This is a genomic window from Micromonospora sp. CA-248089 (genome assembly GCF_050948515.1).
Classification (GTDB): domain Bacteria; phylum Actinomycetota; class Actinomycetes; order Mycobacteriales; family Micromonosporaceae; genus Micromonospora.
This window is the reverse complement of record NZ_CP192016.1, coordinates 2969709-2990092: the sequence shown is the minus strand read 5'-3', so window position 1 is coordinate 2990092 and position 20384 is coordinate 2969709. Positions and strand designations below refer to the sequence as shown.

Genomic DNA, 20384 nt, shown 5'->3' with positions numbered 1-20384 from the left:
GCGGTATACAGAGACGGTGGAGGATCCCGTACCCGAGCAGATGCGCGCGGCCGCGGCGGCGTTCCTGGCCGCGCTGGACGAGCCGGCCCGCGACGCCGCCCGGCACGCCTTCGACGACGAGCCGGCCCGGCGGTGGCTGGAGTACCGGCCGCGACCGCGGCCCGGCGTCGCGCTCGCCGGCCTGGACGTCGACGCCCGCAAGGCCGCCCACCGGCTGCTCGCCACCGCGCTCAGCCCGGCGGCGTACGCGCAGGCAATGACCGTGATGGCCCTGGAGGAGGTGCTGGACCGGGCCGAGGACTGGCGGCGCGGCCGGCACAGCGGCGACTACTGGGTGGCCGTCTTCGGCGACCCGGCCCGGGACGACACCTGGGCCTGGCGGTTCGAGGGGCACCACCTGTCGGTGAGCATGACCGTCGCCGACGACCGGGTCTCCCCCGCGCCGGTCTTCCTCGGCGCCAACCCGGCCACCGTGCGGCACGCCGGGCGCCCGGTGACCCGGCCGCTCGGCCCGGAGGAGGATCTGGCCCGGGAACTGCTCGACGCGCTCGGCCCGGACGGCCGGTCCGCCGCGATCATCGCCGAGGAGGCGCCCGCCGACATCATCAGCGCCACCCGGGCCACCGCCCCCGGCCGCCTCGACCCGCCCGGCGTACCCCGGGGGCGGCTGCGGCCGACCGGCCGGGCCCTGCTCGACCGGCTCGTCGCGCTCTACCTGGACCGGCTGCCGCCGGAGCTGGCGGCCCGCGAGGCCGCCCGCCTCGACGGCGGCGAACTGCACTTCGCCTGGGCCGGCCCGGTCGAGCCGGGCCGGCGGCACTACTACCGGGTGCAGGGCGAGGACCTGCTGATCGAGTACGACAACACCACCGACGACGGCAACCACGCGCACACCGTGCTGCGCCGCCCCGCCGGTGACTTCGGCGCCGACGTGCTGGCCGCCCACCACGCCACCGCGCACCGTCCCGCGCCGGCCACCGACGACGTGCCTCGGTAGAAGCAGCGGCTTCCGGCCGGCGGCGCCCGGTCAGAACGGGCGCGGGCGGGGGATCTCCACCGTGGCGCCCGGGGGCACGTCGGCGAACCTCTCGACGCCGGTCGGCTCGCCGGCCCGGTCGAACTGCTGCATCAGCCGCGCGCCCAGCGCCACCCCGACCGCGCCGACGGCGAGCCCGACCAGCTCGGCCGCGAGCAGGGCACCGTTCGCGCCCCGCTGCGGCGCGCTCGCCCGGATCAGGCAGGACAGCAGGAACAGGCCCGCCATGACGGCGTTGACGAGGTTGAACGTCAGCACGGTCCGGCTGGTCCGCCCGGCGCGGACGTCCCACAGGTCGACCAGCCCGGCGACGGTGGCGAGCCCGGCGGCGACGAGCGCGGCCACGGCGGTCCAGTAGCCCACCTCACCGAGGAACGCCGGGCCGCCCGCCACGTCGGCCAGGTCGAAGACCGCCGCGCAGACGAACAGGCCGAACGGGAACGTGACAAGCATCGGTTGGATGGGGTGCCCCTGCACCCGCAGCCGGCTCTGCATCGCTTCCTCCCCAGGTCCGCGCAGCTCACCAGTCCAGAGTGCTACCCGGGGCGCCGCGAGGCGAAACGACTGTCGCTCAGTTGTCCCTGGGCCGGGAGACGGTCAGCACGAGCCGCTCGGCCACCTCGCGCAGCGGGATGTCCAACGAGGAGGCGGCGCTGCGCAGCACCCGCAGGGCCTCCGGGGCGGGACAGCCGCGCTGCGTCATGATCACGCCGACGGCCTGCCCGACCACGCCCTCGGCCAGCAGCGAGTCGTCGATCTCACCGGCCCGGGAGGCGGCCCGCTCGCGGTCGCGGACGGCAGCCAGCAGCAACCCGGCGTGCTCGGCGAGCAGCATCGCGGTGAGCTGGTGCCGGGGCGTGAGCGCCTCCGGCGACTCGGCGTACAGGTTGATCGCGCCGATGACCTGCTCGTCCACGTCGACCGGGGCGGAGATCACCCCGTGCACGCCCAGCGCGCGGGCCCGCTCGCTCCAGGCCGGCCAGCGCGTCTCGCCGGGCAGCCCGCCCGCGATGACCATCTCCCGGCGGCGGATCGCCGTCAGCGCCGGCGTGTCCGGGCCGTGCCGCAGGTCGTCCAGCTCGGCCCGGTCCGGGTCGGAGGCGGCCACCCCGGCGGGCTCACCGGCGCGCAACGCGGTGAAGCCGCAGCAGTCCACGCCCGGCACGGCGTCGCGGGCGATGCGGACCAGGCGGTCCAGCGCCTCGTCGAACCCGGCCGCGCCGATCAGTCCGGCGGTCAGCTCACGCAGCAGCGCGGCGGTCTCCAGCACACCAAGGTTGTCGATCATGGGTTGGCGCGTGTCGAGGTTCACCGGGCCGTGGCCTCCACCGTCCACCCGACGTACCCGCTCGGCGCCGTTGCCTGTCCCATGTCCGTCCCTCCTGTGGCCGGGCCTCGGCCTACTACCCTCCCAGACCGCGGGCGAAACCGCGCAAAAAGGCCCCTCCCGGTGCGACCGGGAGGGGCCTTTCCGCGTGGATCAGCGCGACCCGGAGATGAGCCGCCGCCCCACCGAGGCGATCAGCCGGTCCAGCTCCGAGCCGAACGGGTTGTCGTGCACCAGGTACGTCCAGGTGGCGCTCGGCCGCACCAGCTTCGACGAGTCCGGCTCCCAGCCCTCGTCGAACTCGGTCTCCTCGAACGTGGCCACGGTACGCGTCTCGATCTCGGGGACGAGCGCGTTGAACGCCGGCACCGCGCTGCGGTGGAACTCGTCGAGCGGGTCGAGCCGGCCCAGCGCCCGCAGGTGCACGCCCTCGCGGACCTCGGACAGCTCGGCCAGGTGGTCGGCCCAGAGCCGGTCCAGGTGGTAGAGGGCGATCTTGCGGGCGACGTCGGCCAGCAGGTCCTCGTCCATCTCGCCGGCCTTCTCCGGCACCCGCTCCAGCAGCATCAGCGCCGCGATGTCGCTGGTCAGCAGCCGCTCCCGGCGCTCGGCGAGCGCCTTGCGCTGCTGCTCGATCACCTGGCTGTAGCGCCACGTGTTGCGGTGGATCTCGTGGTTGACGCCCTCGGCGACGCGCTGGGCGTGCTCCACGGCGTAGTCGACCTGCGGGTCGGTGACCAGGCCGTCGGCGTTCATCCGGGGCGAGGCCGGCACGGTGTCGCCGGCGTGCCGGACCACCAGGTCGTCCTCCAGGCTGACGAAGAACACCGACCCGCCCGGGTCGCCCTGCCGGCCGGCCCGGCCGCGGAGCTGGTCGTCGACCCGGCGGCTGTCGTGCCGGCCGCTGCCGATCACGTACAGGCCGCCCAGCTCGGCCACCCGGTCCCGGTCGGCCTGGTCGCTGCCGCCCAGCCGGATGTCCACGCCCCGGCCGGCCATCTGGGTCGAGACCGTCACCGCGCCGTACGCGCCGGCCTCGGCGATGATCCCGGCCTCCTCGTCGTCGTTCTTGGCGTTCAGCACCACGCACGACACGCCCGCGGCGTTGAGCGCGGCGGCCAGCCCCTCGGACTCCTTGACGTCGAGCGTGCCGACCAGCACCGGCCGCCCCGCCTCATGGCAGCGCGTGATCTCGTCGACCAGCGCCTCCTCCTTCTCGGCGCGGGTGGCGTAGATGCGGTCCGGCTCGTCCTCGCGGACACAGGGGGTGTTCGGCGGGATCACCGCGACCTCGAGGCCGAAGAACTCACGGAGCTGGTCGCCGACGAGCACCGCGGTCGCGGTCATGCCACAGACCGTCGGGTAGAGCGCGATGTACGCCTGCACGGTGATCGTGCCCAGCACCTCACCCTCGGCGGTGGCGTCCAGGCCCTCCTTCGCCTCGACCGCGGCCTGGAGCCCGTCCGGCCAGCGGCGGCGCTGCGCGACCCGGCCGCGCATCTCGTCGATCAGCTCGACCGAGTCGTCCCGGACGATGTAGTCCACGTCCCGGTGCAGCAGGGCGTGCGCGTGCAGCGCCACGTTCACCGCGGAGAGCTGCCCGACGTGCTCCTCGTCGTACAGGTCGATGCCGCCGAGCTTGGCCTCGACGGTGGCCAGGCCGACCGAGGTGAAGGCGACGCTGCGGCCGTCCTCGGCGACCGTGTAGTGCTTGCCCTTGCGCAGCCCGCGCACGAGCGCGGCGGCCGCGTGCACCGGGTCCTGCTCGCCGCCGACCGCGCCGGCCAGCACCATCGGCACCCGGGCCTCGTCGATCAGGATGGAGTCGGCCTCGTCCACGATCGCGGTCTTCAGCGGCGGCTGCACCCGGTCGGCCAGGTCGGTGACGAGCTGGTCGCGCAGGAAGTCGAAGCCGGCCTCGCTGACCGACACGTAGGTGACGTCGCAGGCGTACGCGGCGCGCCGCTCGTCGGGCGTGGACGCCTCGTTGACCCAGCCGACGGTCAGTCCGAGCAGGTCGTAGACCGGGGTCATCCACTCGGCGTCGCGGCGGGCCAGGTAGTCGTTGACGGTGAGCACGTGCACCGGGCCGTTGCCCAGCCGCACGTGCCCGTACGCGGCGACGGTCGCGGTGAGCGTCTTGCCCTCACCGGTGGCCATCTCCGCGACCTTGCCGGACAGCAGCGCCATCGCGCCGAGCAGCTGCACGTCGTAGGGGCGCTGGTCGAGCCCGCGCCGGGCCGCCTCGCGGCCGATCGCGCAGATCTCCTCGTATCCCGACGCCTGACCGGCGGCCTCGGTCAGCTCGGCGTCGGAGAGCTGCTCCAGGCCCGCCTCGCGCGCCTCGATCGCCGGCAGCAGCTTCTCCAGCGGCGCCAGGTCGACTGTCGTCCCCGGGCGCTGGAGGAACCGGCGGAACCTGGTCTTCAACCGTTGCGACACACCCATGAGCGGCAACGGTACGCGAACCGGAGCCGATTGTGACCCCCGCCCGCCGCGCGCCGGGTTCCGCCCTTCCCGTCCCTTCCGTCGATCATGAGGTTGGCGGCGTTCGGCGTCCGCTTTGTCGCCGCCAACCTCATGATCGACGCCTGGGAAAAGGGGGGTCAGGGGGTCAGGACCACCTGGAGTTCGGTGCGGCGGCGTTCGGCCAGGTCGGTCAGCAGGGCGGGGGCCTCGTCCAGGGGGACCACGGCCGAGATCAGGTGCTTGCGGATCACGTCGCCGAACTGGCGCAGCAGCTCCACCGTCTCCGCGGACAGCCGCTCCCGGTCCCAGGTGGGGGCCAGCCCGCGCGGCACCCGGCCGATCTGCGCGCACCGCAGCGACAGGCCGTTGTGGTGGAACTCCTCGCCGAGCCGCACCGCGTCCGCGCCCGCCTGGTAGAACGCCAGGTCGATCACCGTGCCCTGCGGGCGCAGCAGACGCAGCGCGAGCTGCAACGCCCAGTCCTGGCCGCGGCACTGGAAGACCACGTCGGCGCCCCGGTCCCCGGCCGCGTGGTTCCACCGCGTCTTGAGCACCACGGCCGGGTCGTCCGCGTCCGGGTCGAGCGTGTCCAGGCCGAGCGCCTCGGCCACCTGCCGACGGGCCGGCGTCGGGTCGACCACGACGACCGAGGCGGCGCCGTGCCGGCGGGCGAACAGCGCGGTGAGCAGCGCGACCACGCCGCCGCCGACCACCGCCACGCGCCGGCCGCGTACGCCGTCGCCGAGCGTACGTACGTCGGCGCCGCACAGGTCGGCGGCGGCGTGCAGCAGCCCGTTGGCGCAGATCGGGCCCATGTGCGCGACGTAGACGCCGAGCATCGGGTCCAGGTCGTCGGGCAGCGGCACGAACCGTTCGGTGAGCGTGTCGGCCACCCAGCCGCTGCGGTGCCCGTACGTCATGGCGCCCACCTCGCCCACCGCGACGGCCGGAGTGCGGCTCTCCACCACCCGCCCGACCTGCATGTAGCCGAGCCGGGTCACCGGGTACGGCGTGCTCGCCTCCCCCGGCCGGAACAGCCCCAGCCCGGCGTCCCAGGTGACGTGCAGATAGGGGTTGGTGCCCTTGACGAAGCTCAGTTCGGTGCCGGCCGAGACGCCGCTGTAGAGCGTCTCCACCCGGAACGTGCCCTCGCGCAGCTCCGGCGCGTCCAGTTCGGCCAGCTCGACCCGGCCGGGGCCGCCGACCACCACCACCCGGTCACGCATCGACGCTCACCCCCGCGTCCGCGACCGCCGCGGTGAGCCGGGCCGCCGGGCCGGTCGGCAGCGCCACCGGCCGTCCGGTACGCGCCGACTCGGCCACCGCGAGCGCGAGCCGGTGGGTGCGCAGCGCCTCGGCGTACGGCACCCGGACGTCGTCGCCGAGGCCGCACACGGCGTCGACGAACGCCCTGTCGACGGCGACCCGCGCGCCGTCCGGGTCGGCGGGCAGGTGCCGCTCGCCGTCGGCGTCGCGGACGGTCAGGCCGTCCTCGGCCAGCCACAGCGCCAGCCCGTCGGCGAGGATCTCCACGCCGGCCCGGTGCTTCCAGCCCAGCACGCAGGACGCGGCGAGCGTGCCGACCGCGCCGGAGCCGAAGCGCAGCGTGGCGGCGGTCACCGAGTCGATGTCGGCGCTGTCGACCGGCGGCGGGGTGCCGTCGCCGTACGCGGTCACCTCGACCGCCTCACCGGCCAGCAGCCGGACCAGGTCCAGCACGTGCGCGGCCTGCTCGACCACCGGGCCGCCGGAGCGGTCCCGCCGCGCCCACCACGCCACCGGCGGCACCTTGTCCAGCCAGGCGCCGTTGACCATCCGCACCGGACGGCCGGCGAGCAGCCGCCGGGCCTCCTCGACCACGTGCAGGTAGCGCCAGTGGTGGCCGACGCCGGTGAGCAGCCCGCGCTGCTGGACGAGCGCCGCGACCCGCTCGGCGGTCTCCAGGTCGATCGCCACCGGCTTCTCCACGAACATGGGCACGCCGGCGGCGACCACCGCCTCCTCGACCGGGCCGTGCGCGAACGGCGGCACGCACACGTACACCGCGTCCGGGCCGGCGGCGAGCAGCTCGTCCACGTCGCGGAACACCCGGCCGCCGTACGTGCCGGCGAGCGCCCGCGCCGCGTCCGGGGCCACGTCGGTCACGCCGAGCAGCTCCACGTCCTCGAAGCCGGTGAGCACCCGGGCGTGGCGCTGCGCCACCCCGCCGGCTCCGACAAGTCCCACCCGGCAGGCACGCATCGGCCACAACCTCTCCACGACGGCAAAGACTGCGGACACCACTCCCCCCGCCGGCGTCGCGCCAAACGCCGCCGGGTGCGCAACGTAACGTTCATCCGCCCGGAACCTCCCGGTACGCGCCAGGTGATCAGGATGTTGGGCAAGATCCGGTTAGCGCGGATGCGGGATTGGGAAAACCAGATCCGCGATTCCACCATCGATGGGGGTGCCCGTGCGGGAAACAGATTCGACCGTCTCACCAGTGGTGGAGGCGTGGGCCACGTACCGCACCAGCACCGCCGACGACTGGCCGGCGCGACGACTGGTCCGGGCGAAGGGCGCGAGCCGGGTCAGCGTGGTGCTGCCGGCCCGCAACGAGGAGGCGACAGTCGGCGCGATCGTGTCGACCGTCCGCGAGCACCTGATGGACCGCGTACCGCTCGTCGACGAGCTGATCGTGGTCGACTCGCGGTCCACCGACCGGACCGCCCAGGTGGCGCGCGCGGCCGGCGCCGAGGTGGTCGGCCAGGACGCGATGACCCGCGGGCTGCCCCGGCTGACCGGCAAGGGCGACGCGCTCTGGGCCGGGCTGGCCGCGGCCGAGGGGGACGTGGTCGCGTTCATCGACGCCGACCTGCGCGAGTTCCGGCCGCACTTCGTGACCGGGCTGCTCGGACCGCTGCTCACCGATCCGAGCGTGGACTTCGTGAAGGGGTTCTACCACCGGCCGCTGGTCGGTGCGACGAGCGTGGAGCCCGACGGCGGCGGGCGGGTGACGGAGCTGATGGCCCGGCCGCTGCTCAACCTGTTCTGGCCGGAGCTGGCCGGTTTCGTGCAGCCGCTCGCGGGCGAGTACGCCGGCCGCCGTGAGGTGCTGGAGCGGGTGCCGTTCGTCACCGGGTACGGCGTCGAGACGGCCATGCTGATCGACCTGCTGGACCTGGTCGGGCTGGACGCGCTGGCCCAGGTCGACCTGGGTGAGCGCAAGCACCGGCACCAGGACACCGCCGCGCTGGGCCGGATGTCCGCGCAGATCATGCTGACCGCCTGGTCACGGCTGCAACGGCGCGGTTGGGCGGCGCCCGGGACGGCGCCGACCGCGCTGCTGACCCAGTTCCGCCGGGGCGGCTCGGAGACGCTGCCCAACCTGGACCGCGAAATCGTGGTCAACGACGTGTCGGTGCAGGAACGCCCGCCGCTGGCGCAGTTGCGGCACCGCCTCCCCCGCCGCCGGGTCGCCGCGTGAGCGGGGCAACCCGGAGAGAGGACAGCGCATGACGCTCACCGTGCTGATGAACGCCGGGCCGTGGCTGTCCGTGCCGCCGCCCGGGTACGGCGGCATCGAGAACGTGATCGCCACGCTGGTGCCGGAGCTGCGCCGCCTGGGCGTGCGGGTGGTGCTCGCCTCGGTGGAGAGCAGCACGCTGCCTGTCGACGAGCGGATCGCGGTCTTCCCGGACGGCCAGTTCCACGCGTTGCAGCGGCCGTACAACCAGGTCTGCGGCGTCTCCCAGGCGCACCTGTCCGGGGTGGTGCGGGCGCTGCACGCCCGCGACGACATCGACCTGGTGCACGACCACGTGGAGGCGGTCGGGCTGGCCACGCTCGCCGCGATGGGCCCGGATGCCCCGCCGGTGCTGCACACGCTGCACTGGGACCTCGCCAAGCACCCGGAGCTGTACGGCAACCTCGACGGCGGCGACCGGGTACGGGTCAACGGCGTGTCCGCCTCGCAGCTGGCGCGCGCGCCGGAGGCGCTGCGGGCGCACTCGGTGGGACACGTGCACCTGTCCACCCCGCTCGCCGTGGACGCGGACCGGCACGCGCCGGTGGCGAAGGGCGACCATGTGGTGATCCTCGGCCGGATCAACCCGGGCAAGGGGCAGGACCTGGGCGCCCGGCTGGCGCAGGAGACCGGCTTCCGGCTGGTGCTGGCCGGGCCGGTCGGCCCGTACCACCGGCCGGAGGATCTGGCCGCGGCCGGCGACGAGGCCCGGCAGAACCCGGACGTGCGTTTCTTCTACGACCACGTCGCGCCGCACGTGGACGGCGACCGGGTGCGCTGGGTCGGCACGGTGGCCGGCCGGGAGCGCGACGACCTGGTCGCCTCGGCGCGGGCGTCGCTGTTCCCGCTGCGCTGGGAGGAGCCGGGCGGCACGGCGGTGGTCGAGTCGCTGTCACTCGGTACGCCGGTGGTGGCCACCGCCCGGGGCTGCCTGCCGGAGCTGATCGAGCACGGCCGCACCGGCCTGCTCACCGGCGACGAGCAGGAGCTGGGTGACCTGGTGCTCGCCGCCGACGGGCTGGAACCGGCCGAGTGCCGGCGCGTCGCGGCCGCGCGGTTCACCCCGGCCCGGATGGCGCAGCGGTACGTGGAGCTGTACGACCGGGTCCGGGCGGGCGCGGCGAAGCCGTTGCAGCCCGCCTGATCCCCCACGAGCACGTCTGCCGGCCCGGCCGCCCCACGGCCGGGCCGGCGTTTGCTCCCGCCGGCCGCGGGAAACCGGCGCTTCCCGCGGTGGCGAGGAGGCCGGCGTGACGAACTCGATGGCGCACTCCCGGGCGCGGCGCAACCCGGCCGACGGGCGGGCGCCGGTACGCCGGCTCGCCTCGGGGTTCGCCGTGCTCCTGCTGCTGCTCGGCGCGCTGGGGTTCGTGCCGGGCATCACCAGCGACTACGCGGATCTGCGCGTCGCCGGGCCGGGCTCCGGCGCCCGGCTGTTCGGGGTGTTCCAGGTCTCGGTGGTGCACAACCTGGTGCACCTGGTGCTGGGGCTGGCCGGGCTGCTGCTGGCCCGTACCGTCGCCGGCGCCCGCGCGTTCCTGGTCGGCGCCGGGGCGGTCTATCTGGTGCTCTGGCTCGCCGGCCTGGCGATCGACGGACGCGACGCGGCCAACGTGCTGGCGGTCAACCACGCCGACTCGTGGCTGCACCTGCTGCTGGGCGTCGGCATGCTGGCGTCGGGGCTGGTCGCGGCGCGGCGCGGCGACCGCCGCTGACCTGCGCCCCGGCGGCCCGGATGCCCGGTTTCACCGGTCCGGGGCCCGGGTACGTCCGTAGTCCTCCCCGACGAGAAGGAAACGAGGACGGCGATGGTGACCCGGATCAGGTGCGAGGTCCGTGACGAGTCGCCGGTCACTGTCGTACGGCTGGCCGGAGCGCTCGACCTGGGCACGATGCGCGCGGTGCACGAGGTGCTCGACAGCTGCCTCGCCGCGCAGCCGGACGCGCTGGTGGTCGACTTGGAGGAGATCGAGGTCGGCGAGCCGCTGGCGCTGTCCGTCTTCGCCGCCGCCGCGCGGCGCGCCGCCGACTGGCCGGCGGTGCCGATGGTGCTCGCCGCTCCCTGCGCCGACACGGCAGCCTGGCTGAACGAGACCACCGCCTGCCGGGTGGTGCCGGTCCGCCGGGACTGCGCCGAGGCGACGGCGCTGGCCGGCGCGGATGCGGCGCCCCGGCTGCGGGCCCGGCTGGAGCCGGTCGCCGGCGCCTGCCGCCGGGCCCGGGAGCTGGTCACCGAGGCGTGCGGCAGGTGGAACGTGCCGGAGCTGGCCGGGCCGGCGTCGCTGGTGCTCACCGAGCTGGTCGGCAACGTGGTGCGGCACGCCGGCACCCCGATGCAGGTGACGTTGACGCTGCGCCGGCCGTACCTGCGGGTGGCGGTGATGGACGGCAGCCCGGCCGACGCGCGCGCCGCGAGCAGCCGCGACCCGCGGGCGGAGGGCGGCCGGGGGCTGATGCTGGTGCGCGAGCTGACCCAGCGCTGGGGCAGCACTCCGGTCGGCGCCGGCAAGGTCGTCTGGGCCATGCTCCCGGCGAACTGACCGAATTCTCCGCTCTCGCCTGGTTACATGGGCAGAGGGCCGGGTACGCCCGCCCGTCCTGTCTGTCGTCACACGGGGTGAGAAGCCATGCCCAAGCGGGTAGTCACGGAACCGGCACGAGACCGGGGGCCCGCGATCCTCGCGCCGGCCCGGTTCGGGGGCTACCCCGGGCCCGTACGGGAAGCGGTGAAGGGCAACGCGCTGTGGCGGTTGCTGCGGACCACCGACGCCAAGCAGATCGGCATGCTCTACCTGATCACGTCGTTCGGGTACTTCATCGTCGGCGGGATCCTGGCGTTGATCATCCGGGCGGAGCTGGCCCGGCCGGGGATGCAGATCGTCTCCCCCGAGCAGTACAACCAGATGTTCACCATGCACGGCACGGTGATGCTGCTGCTGTTCGCCACCCCGCTGTTCTTCGGGTTCGCCAACTACCTGGTGCCGCTGCAGATCGGCGCCGCCGACGTGGCGTTCCCCCGGCTCAACGCGTTCGCGTACTGGCTCTACTTCCTGGGCGCGCTGATGGTCGTGGGCGGCTTCGCCACCCCGGCCGGCGCGGCGGACTTCGGCTGGACCGCGTACACGCCGCTGAGCACCGCGCAGCACTCCCCCGGCGTCGGCGGGAACCTGTGGGTGGTCGGCCTGGCCGTGTCCGGCCTGGGCACGATCCTCGGCGCGGTCAACCTGATCACCACGATCGTGACGCTGCGCGCACCGGGCATGACCATGTTCCGGATGCCGATCTTCACCTGGAACGCGCTGCTCACCAGCGTCCTGGTGATCTTCGTGTTCCCGCTGCTGGCCGCCGCGCTGATGGCGCTGGCCTCGGACCGGATCCTGCACTCGCACGTGTACGACCCGACGACCGGCGGGCCGATGCTCTGGCAGCACCTGTTCTGGTTCTTCGGCCATCCCGAGGTCTACATCATCGCGCTGCCGTTCTTCGGCATCATCACCGAGATCATCCCGGTGTTCTCCCGCAAGCCGATCTTCGGCTACACCGGCCTGGTGCTGGCCACCGTCGCCATCACGGTGCTGTCGATGACGGTCTGGGCGCACCACATGTTCGCCACCGGCCAGGTGCTGCTGCCGTTCTTCAGCATCCTGAGCTTCCTGATCGCGGTCCCGACCGGCGTGAAGTTCTTCAACTGGATCGGCACCATGTGGAAGGGTCAGATCACGTTCGAGACGCCGATGCTGTTCGCCATCGGCTTCCTGGTGACGTTCCTGCTCGGCGGCCTGACCGGGGTGCTGCTGGCCAGCCCGCCGGTGGACTTCCACGTGCACGACACGTACTTCGTGGTGGCGCACTTCCACTACGTGATGTTCGGGACCATCGTGTTCGCCGCGTTCGGCGGCCTCTACTTCTGGTTCCCAAAGATGACCGGGCGGATGCTCGACGAGCGGCTCGGGAAGATGCACTTCTGGACCATGTTCATCGGCTTCCACGCCACGTTCCTGGTGCAGCACTGGCTGGGCAACGAGGGCATGCCGCGCCGCTACGCCGACTACCTGCCCGGCGACGGCTTCACCACGCTGAACACGATCTCCAGCATCGGCTCGTTCGTCCTCGGCGCGTCCACCCTGTTCGTGATCTGGAACATCTGGAAGTCGTGGCGGTACGGCGCGATGGTCACCGTGGACGATCCCTGGGGCTTCGGCAACTCGCTGGAGTGGGCCACCACCTGCCCGCCGCCGCTGCGCAACTTCGACCGGATGCCGCGGATCCGCTCCGAGCGGCCGGCGTTCGACGCCAAGTACGGCCCGCTCGTCGCCGACCTGGGCCGGGACCTGCCGCAGCGCACCACCAAGCCGCCGCAGAGCTTCAGCGAGGAGTTGCACCACGAACGGCACGTGCCGGAGTCGCCGTCGGCCGGCGGCGCGTACGGCGCGCCCGAGGCGGTGGACTACCAGCCGGCGCCGCAGTCCGGCGCCCGCCCGGTGGAGGTGCCGGTGCCGGAGGAGGTGCGCCGGCCCAGCTTCGAGGAGACCGACGAGCCCGAGGGCAGCGTGCTCAACGCCGAGCGCGACGAGCAGCCGAACGACAGGTGGCGGCACCCGCGCGGGCACGGGGACACCCCGGAGAACTGAGACATCGCAGGAGGGCCGGCGCCGTCGGGCGCCGGCCCTCTCGTCGTACGCCGCGCGCCGGCCCCCGTGGCGGGGAGCCGGCGCGGTATGTGCGGTGGGTCAGTCGGCGGCCGGCAGTCCGGCCGCGGCCAGCGAGCGGCGCACCGCCGGCTGCACCCGGGTCAGCCGCAGCGGCACCCCGGTCCGCGCGGCGGCCTCCCGGCCGGCCATCAGCGCGGCGATCCCGCCGGCGTCGAAGCCACCGGCACCCACCAGGTCGACCACCACCTCGCGGGGCTGCCCGGTGACCGCCTGGAGCACGGCCCGGCGCAACTGGTCCGCGCCGGCCCGGTCCACCTCGCCGCCGACCTCGACGACCACCCGGTCGCCGTTCTGCTTCACCGAGATCCGCGCCTTGCCCGGTTCGGCCTCGGCCGCGCCGTTCTGCCAGGGCGGCGGCGCCTCGGCCAGCATCGCCTGACGCAGCCAGGTCAGCGCCCGCGACAACAGCCGGGACACGTGCATCTGCGAGATGCCGAACCGGGCGGCGATCTCCGCCTGGGTCTGGTTGCCGTAGAAGCGCATCGCCAGGATGCGGCGCTCCCGCCAGGGCAGCCGGTGCAGCAGGCCGCTCACAGTGACCCGGTCGTCCACCGACTCCAGCGCGTGGTCGGACTCGCCGACCAGGTCGCCGAACTCGGCCGAACTCTCCCCGCCCACCGGCGCGTTCAGCGAGGCCGGGCTGTAGCCGGCGGCCGACTCCAGCGCGGCGAGGATCTCCTCCTCCGGCGTCTCCAGCCGGGCGGACAGCTCCGCCACCGTCGGAGCGCGGGACAGCTCGCTGGTCAGCGTGGCCGTGGCCTGTCCCACCTCGAGGATCAGGTCCCGCAGCCGGCGCGGCACGTGCACGCCCCAGGTGCGGTCGCGGAAGTGCCGTTTGATCTCGCCGACGATGGTGATGGCCGCGTACGCGGTGAACGAACCGCGTTCCGGGTCGTACCTGTCGACGGCGTTGACCAGGCCGAGGCGGGCCACCTGTTCCAGGTCCTCCAGCGGCTCACCGCGCCCGCGGTAGCGGCGGGCGAGCCGGCCGGCGAACGGTAACGCGAACCGGACCAGGTCGTCCCGCGCCTCCTGCCGCCGCTCCGGTGGCAGGCCCTCGATCCGGGCCGCGTACGCGAGCGCCGCCGCGTCCAGGTCCTCCAGACCCCGGTCGGTGGTCGGTGGTGTGGGTGTGGTGGTCTGTCCGAACATCCGCGCCCCCTCGCCGAAGAGCCCCCGCCCGGTCGTAACCGGTCGTGCGCGTGGTCGGACCACGCACCGGGTGAGGAAGTTGGGTTACGTGACGGATACGTCGAAAGCGGTGGCTGCCCGCCGCACGGCGTCGTGGGCCGTTTCGCGGCGAGCGGTCTTCCCGCTCCGTAGGTACTCAATCACGGACCGCAGGATCGCGAGGAAGTTTCGCCAGGTTGGCCGGCAGCCGGTCCCGGCGGCGGGTCAGGAGACCAGCAGGCCCTGGTGCGCGCCCGCGTCCCGCAGCGCGGAGAGGGCCTCGGCCATCCGCAGCGGCGGCGGCGCGGGCAGGTCGCAGGGCTGGTTGCGCAACACCTCCGTGGCACGTCGGGTGGGTACCGAGGCGACCGGGTAACCGCGCGCGGCGCCCCGGTCCAGGGCCCGCCGGCGGCGTCCGAAGCCGGCCACGGCCAGCCACTGCGGCAGCCCCGCGTACGCGGGCGAGCGCAGACCCGGCGGCTCCGGCAGCACGTCCACCGAACTGAACGGCTCGCTGCCGGCCAGCCACCACTCGACGCCGGCGACCCGGCGCGCGGTGGCGTTCTCGCACCAGTAGGGCACCAGGCCGGCTCGCAGCACCTGCGCCGGGTCCAGCAGCCGGCCGCACTCCACCACCAGCCGGTTCCCGGTCTTGCCGGCCCGCCGCAGCCAGCGCCGGTACAGGTCGGCGGTCACCGCGCTCAGGGCGTCCGGCTGCGGCACGACCACCCGGTGCAGCGGATGCCCGTGCCGGTCGCCCCAGGAGCGGGCGTCGTGTTCGAAACCGGACTCCACGCCGTGTTCGGCGAAGGCGCCCGCCACCGTGACCTCCGGCGCCGTCCAGCGCGTCTCGTCCCCACCGGCCGCGCGCAGCACCTGACCCAGCGCGCGGGCGTCCGGGTGGAAGTCGACCGGGTCCAGGCCACCGGCCGGGCAGCCGGCCTGGAAGCTGTGCCCGTCGCCGCAGTCGCGTACCGGCCAGGTGCGGGCGTCGTGCAGCAGCAGCACCGGCGCGGCCGGTTCCAGCCGCTCGGCCAGGAAGCCCGCGTACGCCCGGGGCAGCGTGCGCCAGCGCACCGCGAACGTCACCGCCGCGCCTGCCGCCGCACCCCGGCTCGCCGGGCAGTGCACCTGACGGACGTGCACACGCGGGTTGCCGGCGAGCAGCCGGGCGGCCAGCGTCGCCCCGTGCGCGTACGCGTCGTCGGGGCGGTCCACCGCGCCCCGGGCCCACTGCCCGGCCAGTTCGAACCCGGCCGGGAGCCAGGGCACGCCGAGCGCCGTCGCGAGGTGGGCGGCGGCGCCGTGCGGTGAGCCGAGCACCACGCCGGGCCAGCGCCGCTGCGGGTACTGTCCGGCGAACCACCCGGCGACCCGCTCGGCGTCCACGGCGGCGATCTGGTCGGCGGTGAGCGCCGCCCGCGCGGCGGCCCGGACGGCGGCGGCGCGGCGCACCGGCTCGGGCGCGCCGGTGAGGCGGGACAGCGCGCCCGGGTGACCGAGGTCGCCGCAGTCGTCGCCGCGCAGCGCCCGGGCGGTCGCGGCGACCAGGATCCGGGCGGCGCTGCTCGGCGCCACCACCCGCTCCACGGGCAGCCCCGCGCCGCTGACCGGCGTCCGTTCGACTCGTTCGCTCACCACGCGGCCCGGCTTCCCGTCCCTCTGGGGTCTAAACGGGGCATCTCCCCACGGGCCAGGACCAAGGCCCGCCCGGTAACGGCACCGCCCGCGACACCCAGGTACGTCGTCGCGCCGCGTGCCCGCCGTCGCGGGCGCAACGGCGCTCGGGTGCGGGTTTGGGCCGGACCGGGACGGGCACTGCACCGCGCATGCCCGACGACGAGAGCACCCCGGCGGCGATCATCACCCCGTACCGGGACGGACCACTGCTGGTACGCGGCGACTTCGCGCTCGTCACACCCGAGGGGACGCCGATCGAGACGCGCCGGGGCACGGTGGCGCTGTGCCGGTGCGGCAAGAGCGCGATCAAGCCGTTCTGCGACGGCACGCACAAGGTGGCGGGTTTCCAGGCCCCCAGCAACCGCGAGAGCTGACCCCCACCCCCTCCCCCGCGATCTTGCACTCTGGTGCCCGGCAAACCGCCCGAACCGGGCACTCGGAGGGCCCCAACTGCAAGATCGCGAGGGACGGGGTGGGGTCAGGCGGCGGCCAGGGCCTGGTGGGGCGGGCGCAACGAGGACTGGCCGGCCTGCCACGCCTCCAGCAGGTGCGCGGCGAACAGGGCGTCCAGCGCCAGCGCGGCGGCGGCCCCGAACAGGACGTCGGACGCGAGCGCCGGTTCGGCCCGCACCAGCCCGCCGCACATGTCGTACGCGGCGATCTGCTCGTGCACGGCGTCGGCCTCGACGTGCTCGTCGTAGAAGCGCGTGGCGACCGCGTCGAAGCCGAGCCGGCGCAGCCCGTTGCCGTAGCGGCGGTTCGGCAGCGACGAGGTCATCTCGTACGCGGCCAGGTGCCCCAGCAGCGCGCCGCGCAGCCGCCGGTGCAGACCGAACAGCGACATCAGGTTGTTCGTCGCCAGCGTCACCGCCGGTACCCGGTCCAGGTGGGCGGCGTAGCCGGTGTCCAGGCCGAGCCGGTCCATCGTGGTGCGGAACAGCTCGGCGTGCATCCGGTCCAGCCGGCCGTTGCCGTACTCGTCGGTCTGGATCTCCACCAGCGCCGCCTTCGCCGGGCCGCCGAGCCGGGGAAGGGCCCAGCTGTGCGGGTCGGCCTCGCGCAGGTGGTAGATCGAGCGGTGGGTGACGAACTCGCGGAACTGTTCGAGGTCGGCGCGGCGTTGCAGGGTGGCGGCCAGCGGCGGGCCGTCGTCGGCGGCCACCAGGTCGGCCAGCGCGCCGGGCACGGCGCCCGGCAGCACCGCGGGCGGCGGGCCGGCCAGCTCGCGCAGTGCCGCCTCGAACGGCCGCTCGGCGCGGGCGCGCAGCGCCAGCAGGGACGGCTCCCACTCCCACGCCTCGTCGACACCGGACCAGCCCCGGTAGTGCAGCTCGTAGCAGAGGAACAGGGTGAGCTGGAGGTCCTCGTCGGTCAGCGGCGCGGCCACCGCGTTCAGGTGCGTGCCCAGCCCGGCCGGCAGCGCGTGCGGCGCCTCGCGCAGCGCGGCCAGCAACGCGGCGGAGACCGGCCCGCGCGCCGCGGGCAGCGGGGCGGGGCCGTAACGACTGTCGGCGGTGACGGACATGGGACCTCCCGGGACGGTTTCGCCCGGTCGCAGTGCCCCGCCCGGATGCCGCTAAACGATTTCGTCCGCCGCGATGGCCTCGGTCTGGATCACCCGTTCCCGCACCCGGCGGGCGGCGTCCCCGTCGGCCACCAGGCCGCGCAGGTCGGCCAGCGCCGGTTCGGGCGCGTCCAGCGGCACGGCCGGGTCCACCACCGCCTCCAGGACGGCGGGCCGGTCGGCCGCGAGCACCTCGTCCCAGGCGGGTCCGACCAGGTCCGGCCGGTCCACCCGTACGCCGTGCAGCCCGAGCAGGCGGGCCCACCCGGCGTACGGCACCTCGGGCCGCCGCTGCGCGGGTGACCGGCCGCCGCCGACGCCGGACTGGTCCCTGTTGTTCAGCACCAGCACGACCAGCCGCGGATCGCGCCACTGCGTCCAGTGGTGCGCCACCGTGATCAGCTCGGCCAGGCCGTTGAGCTGCATCGCGCCGTCGCCGAGCAGCGCGAGCACCGGCTCGTCCGGGCGGGCCAGCTTGGCCGCGACCGCGTACGGCAGGGCGCAGCCCATCGACCCGAGCGTGCCGCAGATCTGGGCCCGCACCCCCGGCGGCAGCTCCAGGTGGCGGGCGTACCAGTACATCACCGACCCGACGTCCACGGCGACGGCGGCGTGCCGGGGCAGCCGGGCGGACAGCTCGCGGAGCACCAGCCGCGGGTCGACCGGCTCGGCGGGGGTGGCGGCGCGCTCGGCGGCGGTGCCGCGCCACCGCTGCACCATCTTCTCCACCATGCCGCGCCACTCCCGGGCGGGGTGCTCCGGCACCCGGGTCAGCAGCGCCCGCAGCGTCTCGGCGGCGTCGCCGACCAGCGGCACGTCCACCGGGTAGCGGGTGCCGATGCGGCGGCCGTCGATGTCGATCTGGATGGTGCGTACCTGGCCGGGCAGCGGGAACCAGTCGGTCCACGGATCGTTCGTGCCGATCATCAGCAGCGTGTCGCAGGAGCCCATGAGCTGCGCGGCGGCGGTGGTGCCCACCTCGCCGAGCACACCGGTGTGGAACGGCAGCCGCTCGTCGAGGACCGGCTTGCCCAGCAGCGACGTGGCGAGGCCCGCCCCGAGCCGGTCGGCGAGCGCGACGATCTCGTCGGCCGCGCCGTGCGCGCCCTGGCCGACCAGCATCGCCACCCGCCGCCCGTTGCCGAGCAGCGAGGCGGCGGCGTCCAGGTCGGCGTCGTGCGGCAGCACCCGGGCCAGCGGTTCGCCGGGCGTCGCGGTGACCACCCCGGCGGTCTGCGGCAGCAGGTCCGGTACGGCGGTGACCTGCAACGCGCGCGGCAGCACCACGCAGGTCGGGCTGCGGGTCGCCGCGGCGGTACGGAACGCCTGGTCCAGCAGCGCCGGCACCTGCTCGGGCCGGCGGCCGTAGCGGACGAACTGGTTGCACACGTCGCCGAACAGCCGGCTCAACCCGATCTCCTCGTGCGCGCCGCCGAGCGGGCCGGTGACGTCCTCGCCGACGATCGCGACCACCGGCTTGCTGTCGAGCTTGGCGTCGTAGAGCCCGTTGAGCAGGTGCACCGCGCTCGGCCCCTGGGTGGCCAGGCACACCCCGACGCCGCCGGTGAACTTCGCGTGCCCGGTGGCCATGTACGAGGCGGTCTCCTCGTGTCGGGCGGGGACGAACGCCGGGTCCCCGCCCGCGTCGTCGAGCGCGCCCACCAGCGGGGCGATCGCCGCGCCGGGGCAGCCGAAGACCCGCGGCACCCGCCAGGCCCGCAGGCGTTCGACCACCACGTCGGCGACGATCCGCTCAGCCATTACCCCGCCCCGGCGTGCTCGCGTCGACGTAGCGCAGCACCGCACCGACCCCGTCGGTCAGTTCCGGTGCCTCCTCGGGCGCGAGCACCGTGAGGTCCGCGTCGGTGCCGATCAGCGCGCGCAGCAGCGCCGCGTCGGCGCGTACCCGCTGGGGGTCGGCCACCGACATGCCGCTCAGCTGCGCCGGGTCGGTGGCGATCTCGGTCGGCTCGGGGCCCACCCACAGCTCGCCGTCGGCCGACGGGTCGTCCACGATGAGCATGGTGTCGACCTGATTGCGTTGCAGCGCGGAGACCACGGCGTCGAGGCCGGCGCCAACGTCCTCCTGGACGCCGAAGCGGTCCAGCGCGGCGGCGATCCGCCGGTCGGCGACCTCGGCGACGGTCTGCACCGTGATGTCGTCCATCAGCGTGTCGTCGGCGCCCACGTCCCGGGCACCCGCGTCGGTACGGACCAACACGTCCTGCCAGCGCGCGGGCAGCTGGGCGGCGATCATGCCGGTGGCCCGCACGTCCCCGGCCACCACGACGACGTCCGCGCCGACCCGCTCGGCCAGGTCGGCCGTGGCCGCCGCGGCGTCACCGGCGTTCTGGTGCCACGCCTCCATGGCGGCGCGCTGGTAGCGGGACTGCGACCAGCCGCCCGGCTGCACCCGACGCAGCTGGCGGCTCTGCCCGCCCTGCACCTGGGCCCGCCGGGGCACCCCGCCGGCGCTGACCGCCATCGCGTCCGCGCCGGTACGGTCGGCCAGCACCCGCACCCAGGCCACCTGCTCGCCGCGCTGGGCCACGAGCGGCATGGTGTGCGGCAGCGCCGACCAGCTCGCCAGGTCGCGCAGCGGCGGCGCGGACAGGTACTCGGTGAGCACCACGCGGCCCTGGCTGGCGAACACGGCGATGCCGTAGTCACCGGGCATCGGCTGGTGCCGGCGGACGACCTCCTCCACCGCCTCGACGGTGACCGGGTCGGCGCCCTGCCCCAGCAGGTCGCCCTTGAGGGCCCGCCAGCGCAGGTCGACCTGCGCTCGCGCGTCCTGGGTGTCGCGGGAGGCGTCCATGTACACCGAGCACCACGGCCCGGGACGGTCGTAGAGCGGGCGCAGGAAGGACAGCTGCATGCTCGACCCCTTTCCGGCTCGGCCGCACGCATACCCGCGCCCC

At 74.7% G+C, this 20384-nt stretch carries 17 protein-coding genes; 7 read left to right on the top strand and 10 right to left on the bottom strand.

Annotation, left to right across the window (positions count from 1 at the left end):
• Nucleotides 1–40 precede the first annotated feature (40 nt).
• Nucleotides 41–997: a DUF3500 domain-containing protein gene (locus ACQP26_RS14165; RefSeq protein ID WP_433496141.1), complete on the top strand. Its 957-nt coding sequence runs from the start codon at nt 41–43 to the stop codon at nt 995–997.
• A 30-nt stretch (nt 998–1027) separates the two neighbouring features.
• On the opposite strand, the gene ACQP26_RS14160 is transcribed toward ACQP26_RS14165, so the two are convergent.
• The 5 genes from ACQP26_RS14160 to ACQP26_RS14140 all read right to left on the bottom strand — a co-directional run bounded on the left by ACQP26_RS14160 (nt 1028) and on the right by ACQP26_RS14140 (nt 7073).
• Complete coding sequence (locus ACQP26_RS14160) at nt 1028–1531, bottom strand: DUF2231 domain-containing protein (RefSeq protein ID WP_269706500.1); 504 nt, start codon at nt 1529–1531, stop codon at nt 1028–1030.
• 76 nt (nt 1532–1607) lie between these two features.
• Complete coding sequence (locus ACQP26_RS14155) at nt 1608–2324, bottom strand: GAF and ANTAR domain-containing protein (RefSeq protein WP_433495935.1); 717 nt, start codon at nt 2322–2324, stop codon at nt 1608–1610.
• A 192-nt stretch (nt 2325–2516) separates the two neighbouring features.
• Entirely contained in the window at nt 2517–4811 is a 2295-nt protein-coding gene (gene secA2, locus ACQP26_RS14150) for an accessory Sec system translocase SecA2 (protein WP_269706502.1), read from the bottom strand.
• Between the two features lie 158 nt (nt 4812–4969).
• The gene (locus ACQP26_RS14145; RefSeq protein ID WP_433495934.1) at nt 4970–6058 is read right to left on the bottom strand and encodes a zinc-binding dehydrogenase; all 1089 of its coding nucleotides are present in this window, start codon (nt 6056–6058) and stop codon (nt 4970–4972) included.
• The gene (locus ACQP26_RS14140) at nt 6051–7073 is read right to left on the bottom strand and encodes a Gfo/Idh/MocA family protein (protein WP_269707099.1); all 1023 of its coding nucleotides are present in this window, start codon (nt 7071–7073) and stop codon (nt 6051–6053) included. The genes ACQP26_RS14145 and ACQP26_RS14140 overlap by 8 nt, the downstream gene beginning before the upstream one ends.
• Nucleotides 7074–7317: 244 nt before the next feature.
• On the opposite strand from ACQP26_RS14140, the gene ACQP26_RS14135 reads away from it, so the two are divergent.
• The 5 genes from ACQP26_RS14135 to ctaD all read left to right on the top strand — a co-directional run bounded on the left by ACQP26_RS14135 (nt 7318) and on the right by ctaD (nt 12968).
• On the top strand, nt 7318–8298 hold the full coding sequence (locus ACQP26_RS14135; RefSeq protein WP_269707100.1) for a glucosyl-3-phosphoglycerate synthase: 981 nt from the start codon (nt 7318–7320) through the stop codon (nt 8296–8298).
• Nucleotides 8299–8326: 28 nt separating this feature from the next.
• Nucleotides 8327–9481: a glycosyltransferase gene (locus ACQP26_RS14130; protein WP_269706505.1), complete on the top strand. Its 1155-nt coding sequence runs from the start codon at nt 8327–8329 to the stop codon at nt 9479–9481.
• Nucleotides 9482–9599: 118 nt separating this feature from the next.
• Nucleotides 9600–10052, top strand: coding sequence for a DUF4383 domain-containing protein (locus ACQP26_RS14125; RefSeq protein WP_433496140.1), 453 nt, complete (start codon nt 9600–9602; stop codon nt 10050–10052).
• A gap of 93 nt (nt 10053–10145) precedes the next feature.
• Nucleotides 10146–10877, top strand: a complete 732-nt coding sequence (locus ACQP26_RS14120) for an ATP-binding protein (protein ID WP_269706507.1) — start codon at nt 10146–10148, stop codon at nt 10875–10877.
• A gap of 87 nt (nt 10878–10964) precedes the next feature.
• On the top strand, nt 10965–12968 hold the full coding sequence (gene ctaD / locus ACQP26_RS14115) for an aa3-type cytochrome oxidase subunit I (RefSeq protein WP_433495933.1): 2004 nt from the start codon (nt 10965–10967) through the stop codon (nt 12966–12968).
• A 99-nt stretch (nt 12969–13067) separates the two neighbouring features.
• Here the strand turns inward: ctaD and ACQP26_RS14110 are convergent, their stop codons facing one another.
• Both ACQP26_RS14110 and ACQP26_RS14105 read right to left on the bottom strand, forming a co-directional pair.
• On the bottom strand, nt 13068–14201 hold the full coding sequence (locus ACQP26_RS14110) for a SigB/SigF/SigG family RNA polymerase sigma factor (protein WP_194801648.1): 1134 nt from the start codon (nt 14199–14201) through the stop codon (nt 13068–13070).
• A gap of 243 nt (nt 14202–14444) precedes the next feature.
• A complete protein-coding gene (locus ACQP26_RS14105; RefSeq protein WP_433495932.1) occupies nt 14445–15860 on the bottom strand; it encodes a hypothetical protein in 1416 nt (471 codons plus the stop codon).
• Between the two features lie 188 nt (nt 15861–16048).
• Here ACQP26_RS14105 and ACQP26_RS14100 point away from each other — a divergent pair, with 188 nt between their 5' ends.
• Nucleotides 16049–16273, top strand: coding sequence for a CDGSH iron-sulfur domain-containing protein (locus tag ACQP26_RS14100; RefSeq protein WP_269706511.1), 225 nt, complete (start codon nt 16049–16051; stop codon nt 16271–16273).
• Between the two features lie 104 nt (nt 16274–16377).
• Here the strand turns inward: ACQP26_RS14100 and ACQP26_RS14095 are convergent, their stop codons facing one another.
• From ACQP26_RS14095 to ACQP26_RS14085, 3 genes are read right to left on the bottom strand one after another with little or no spacing between them, the layout of a single operon-like run.
• Nucleotides 16378–17424 (bottom strand): iron-containing redox enzyme family protein, encoded by a 1047-nt coding sequence (locus ACQP26_RS14095; protein ID WP_433495931.1) that lies wholly within the window; start codon nt 17422–17424, stop codon nt 16378–16380.
• A 51-nt stretch (nt 17425–17475) separates the two neighbouring features.
• The gene (locus ACQP26_RS14090) at nt 17476–19224 is read right to left on the bottom strand and encodes a thiamine pyrophosphate-binding protein (RefSeq protein ID WP_433495930.1); all 1749 of its coding nucleotides are present in this window, start codon (nt 19222–19224) and stop codon (nt 17476–17478) included.
• A complete protein-coding gene (locus ACQP26_RS14085; RefSeq protein ID WP_433495929.1) occupies nt 19217–20341 on the bottom strand; it encodes a Vms1/Ankzf1 family peptidyl-tRNA hydrolase in 1125 nt (374 codons plus the stop codon). Before ACQP26_RS14085 ends, ACQP26_RS14090 begins: the two co-directional genes overlap by 8 nt.
• Between the last annotated feature and the right edge of the window lie 43 nt (nt 20342–20384).

Excerpts from the sequence above, each read along its gene's own strand:
- ACQP26_RS14165 (WP_433496141.1), top strand. The coding sequence starts at position 41 with ATGCGCGCGGCCGCGGCGGCGTTCCTGGCCGCGCTGGACGAGCCGGCC.
- ACQP26_RS14160 (WP_269706500.1), bottom strand. The coding sequence starts at position 1,531 with ATGCAGAGCCGGCTGCGGGTGCAGGGGCACCCCATCCAACCGATGCTT.
- ACQP26_RS14155 (WP_433495935.1), bottom strand. The coding sequence starts at position 2,324 with ATGATCGACAACCTTGGTGTGCTGGAGACCGCCGCGCTGCTGCGTGAG.
- secA2 (WP_269706502.1), bottom strand. The coding sequence starts at position 4,811 with ATGGGTGTGTCGCAACGGTTGAAGACCAGGTTCCGCCGGTTCCTCCAG.
- ACQP26_RS14145 (WP_433495934.1), bottom strand. The coding sequence starts at position 6,058 with ATGCGTGACCGGGTGGTGGTGGTCGGCGGCCCCGGCCGGGTCGAGCTG.
- ACQP26_RS14140 (WP_269707099.1), bottom strand. The coding sequence starts at position 7,073 with ATGCGTGCCTGCCGGGTGGGACTTGTCGGAGCCGGCGGGGTGGCGCAG.
- ACQP26_RS14130 (WP_269706505.1), top strand. The coding sequence starts at position 8,327 with ATGACGCTCACCGTGCTGATGAACGCCGGGCCGTGGCTGTCCGTGCCG.
- ACQP26_RS14125 (WP_433496140.1), top strand. The coding sequence starts at position 9,600 with ATGGCGCACTCCCGGGCGCGGCGCAACCCGGCCGACGGGCGGGCGCCG.
- ACQP26_RS14120 (WP_269706507.1), top strand. The coding sequence starts at position 10,146 with ATGGTGACCCGGATCAGGTGCGAGGTCCGTGACGAGTCGCCGGTCACT.
- ctaD (WP_433495933.1), top strand. The coding sequence starts at position 10,965 with ATGCCCAAGCGGGTAGTCACGGAACCGGCACGAGACCGGGGGCCCGCG.
- ACQP26_RS14110 (WP_194801648.1), bottom strand. The coding sequence starts at position 14,201 with ATGTTCGGACAGACCACCACACCCACACCACCGACCACCGACCGGGGT.
- ACQP26_RS14100 (WP_269706511.1), top strand. The coding sequence starts at position 16,049 with ATGCCCGACGACGAGAGCACCCCGGCGGCGATCATCACCCCGTACCGG.
- ACQP26_RS14095 (WP_433495931.1), bottom strand. The coding sequence starts at position 17,424 with ATGTCCGTCACCGCCGACAGTCGTTACGGCCCCGCCCCGCTGCCCGCG.
- ACQP26_RS14090 (WP_433495930.1), bottom strand. The coding sequence starts at position 19,224 with ATGGCTGAGCGGATCGTCGCCGACGTGGTGGTCGAACGCCTGCGGGCC.
- ACQP26_RS14085 (WP_433495929.1), bottom strand. The coding sequence starts at position 20,341 with ATGCAGCTGTCCTTCCTGCGCCCGCTCTACGACCGTCCCGGGCCGTGG.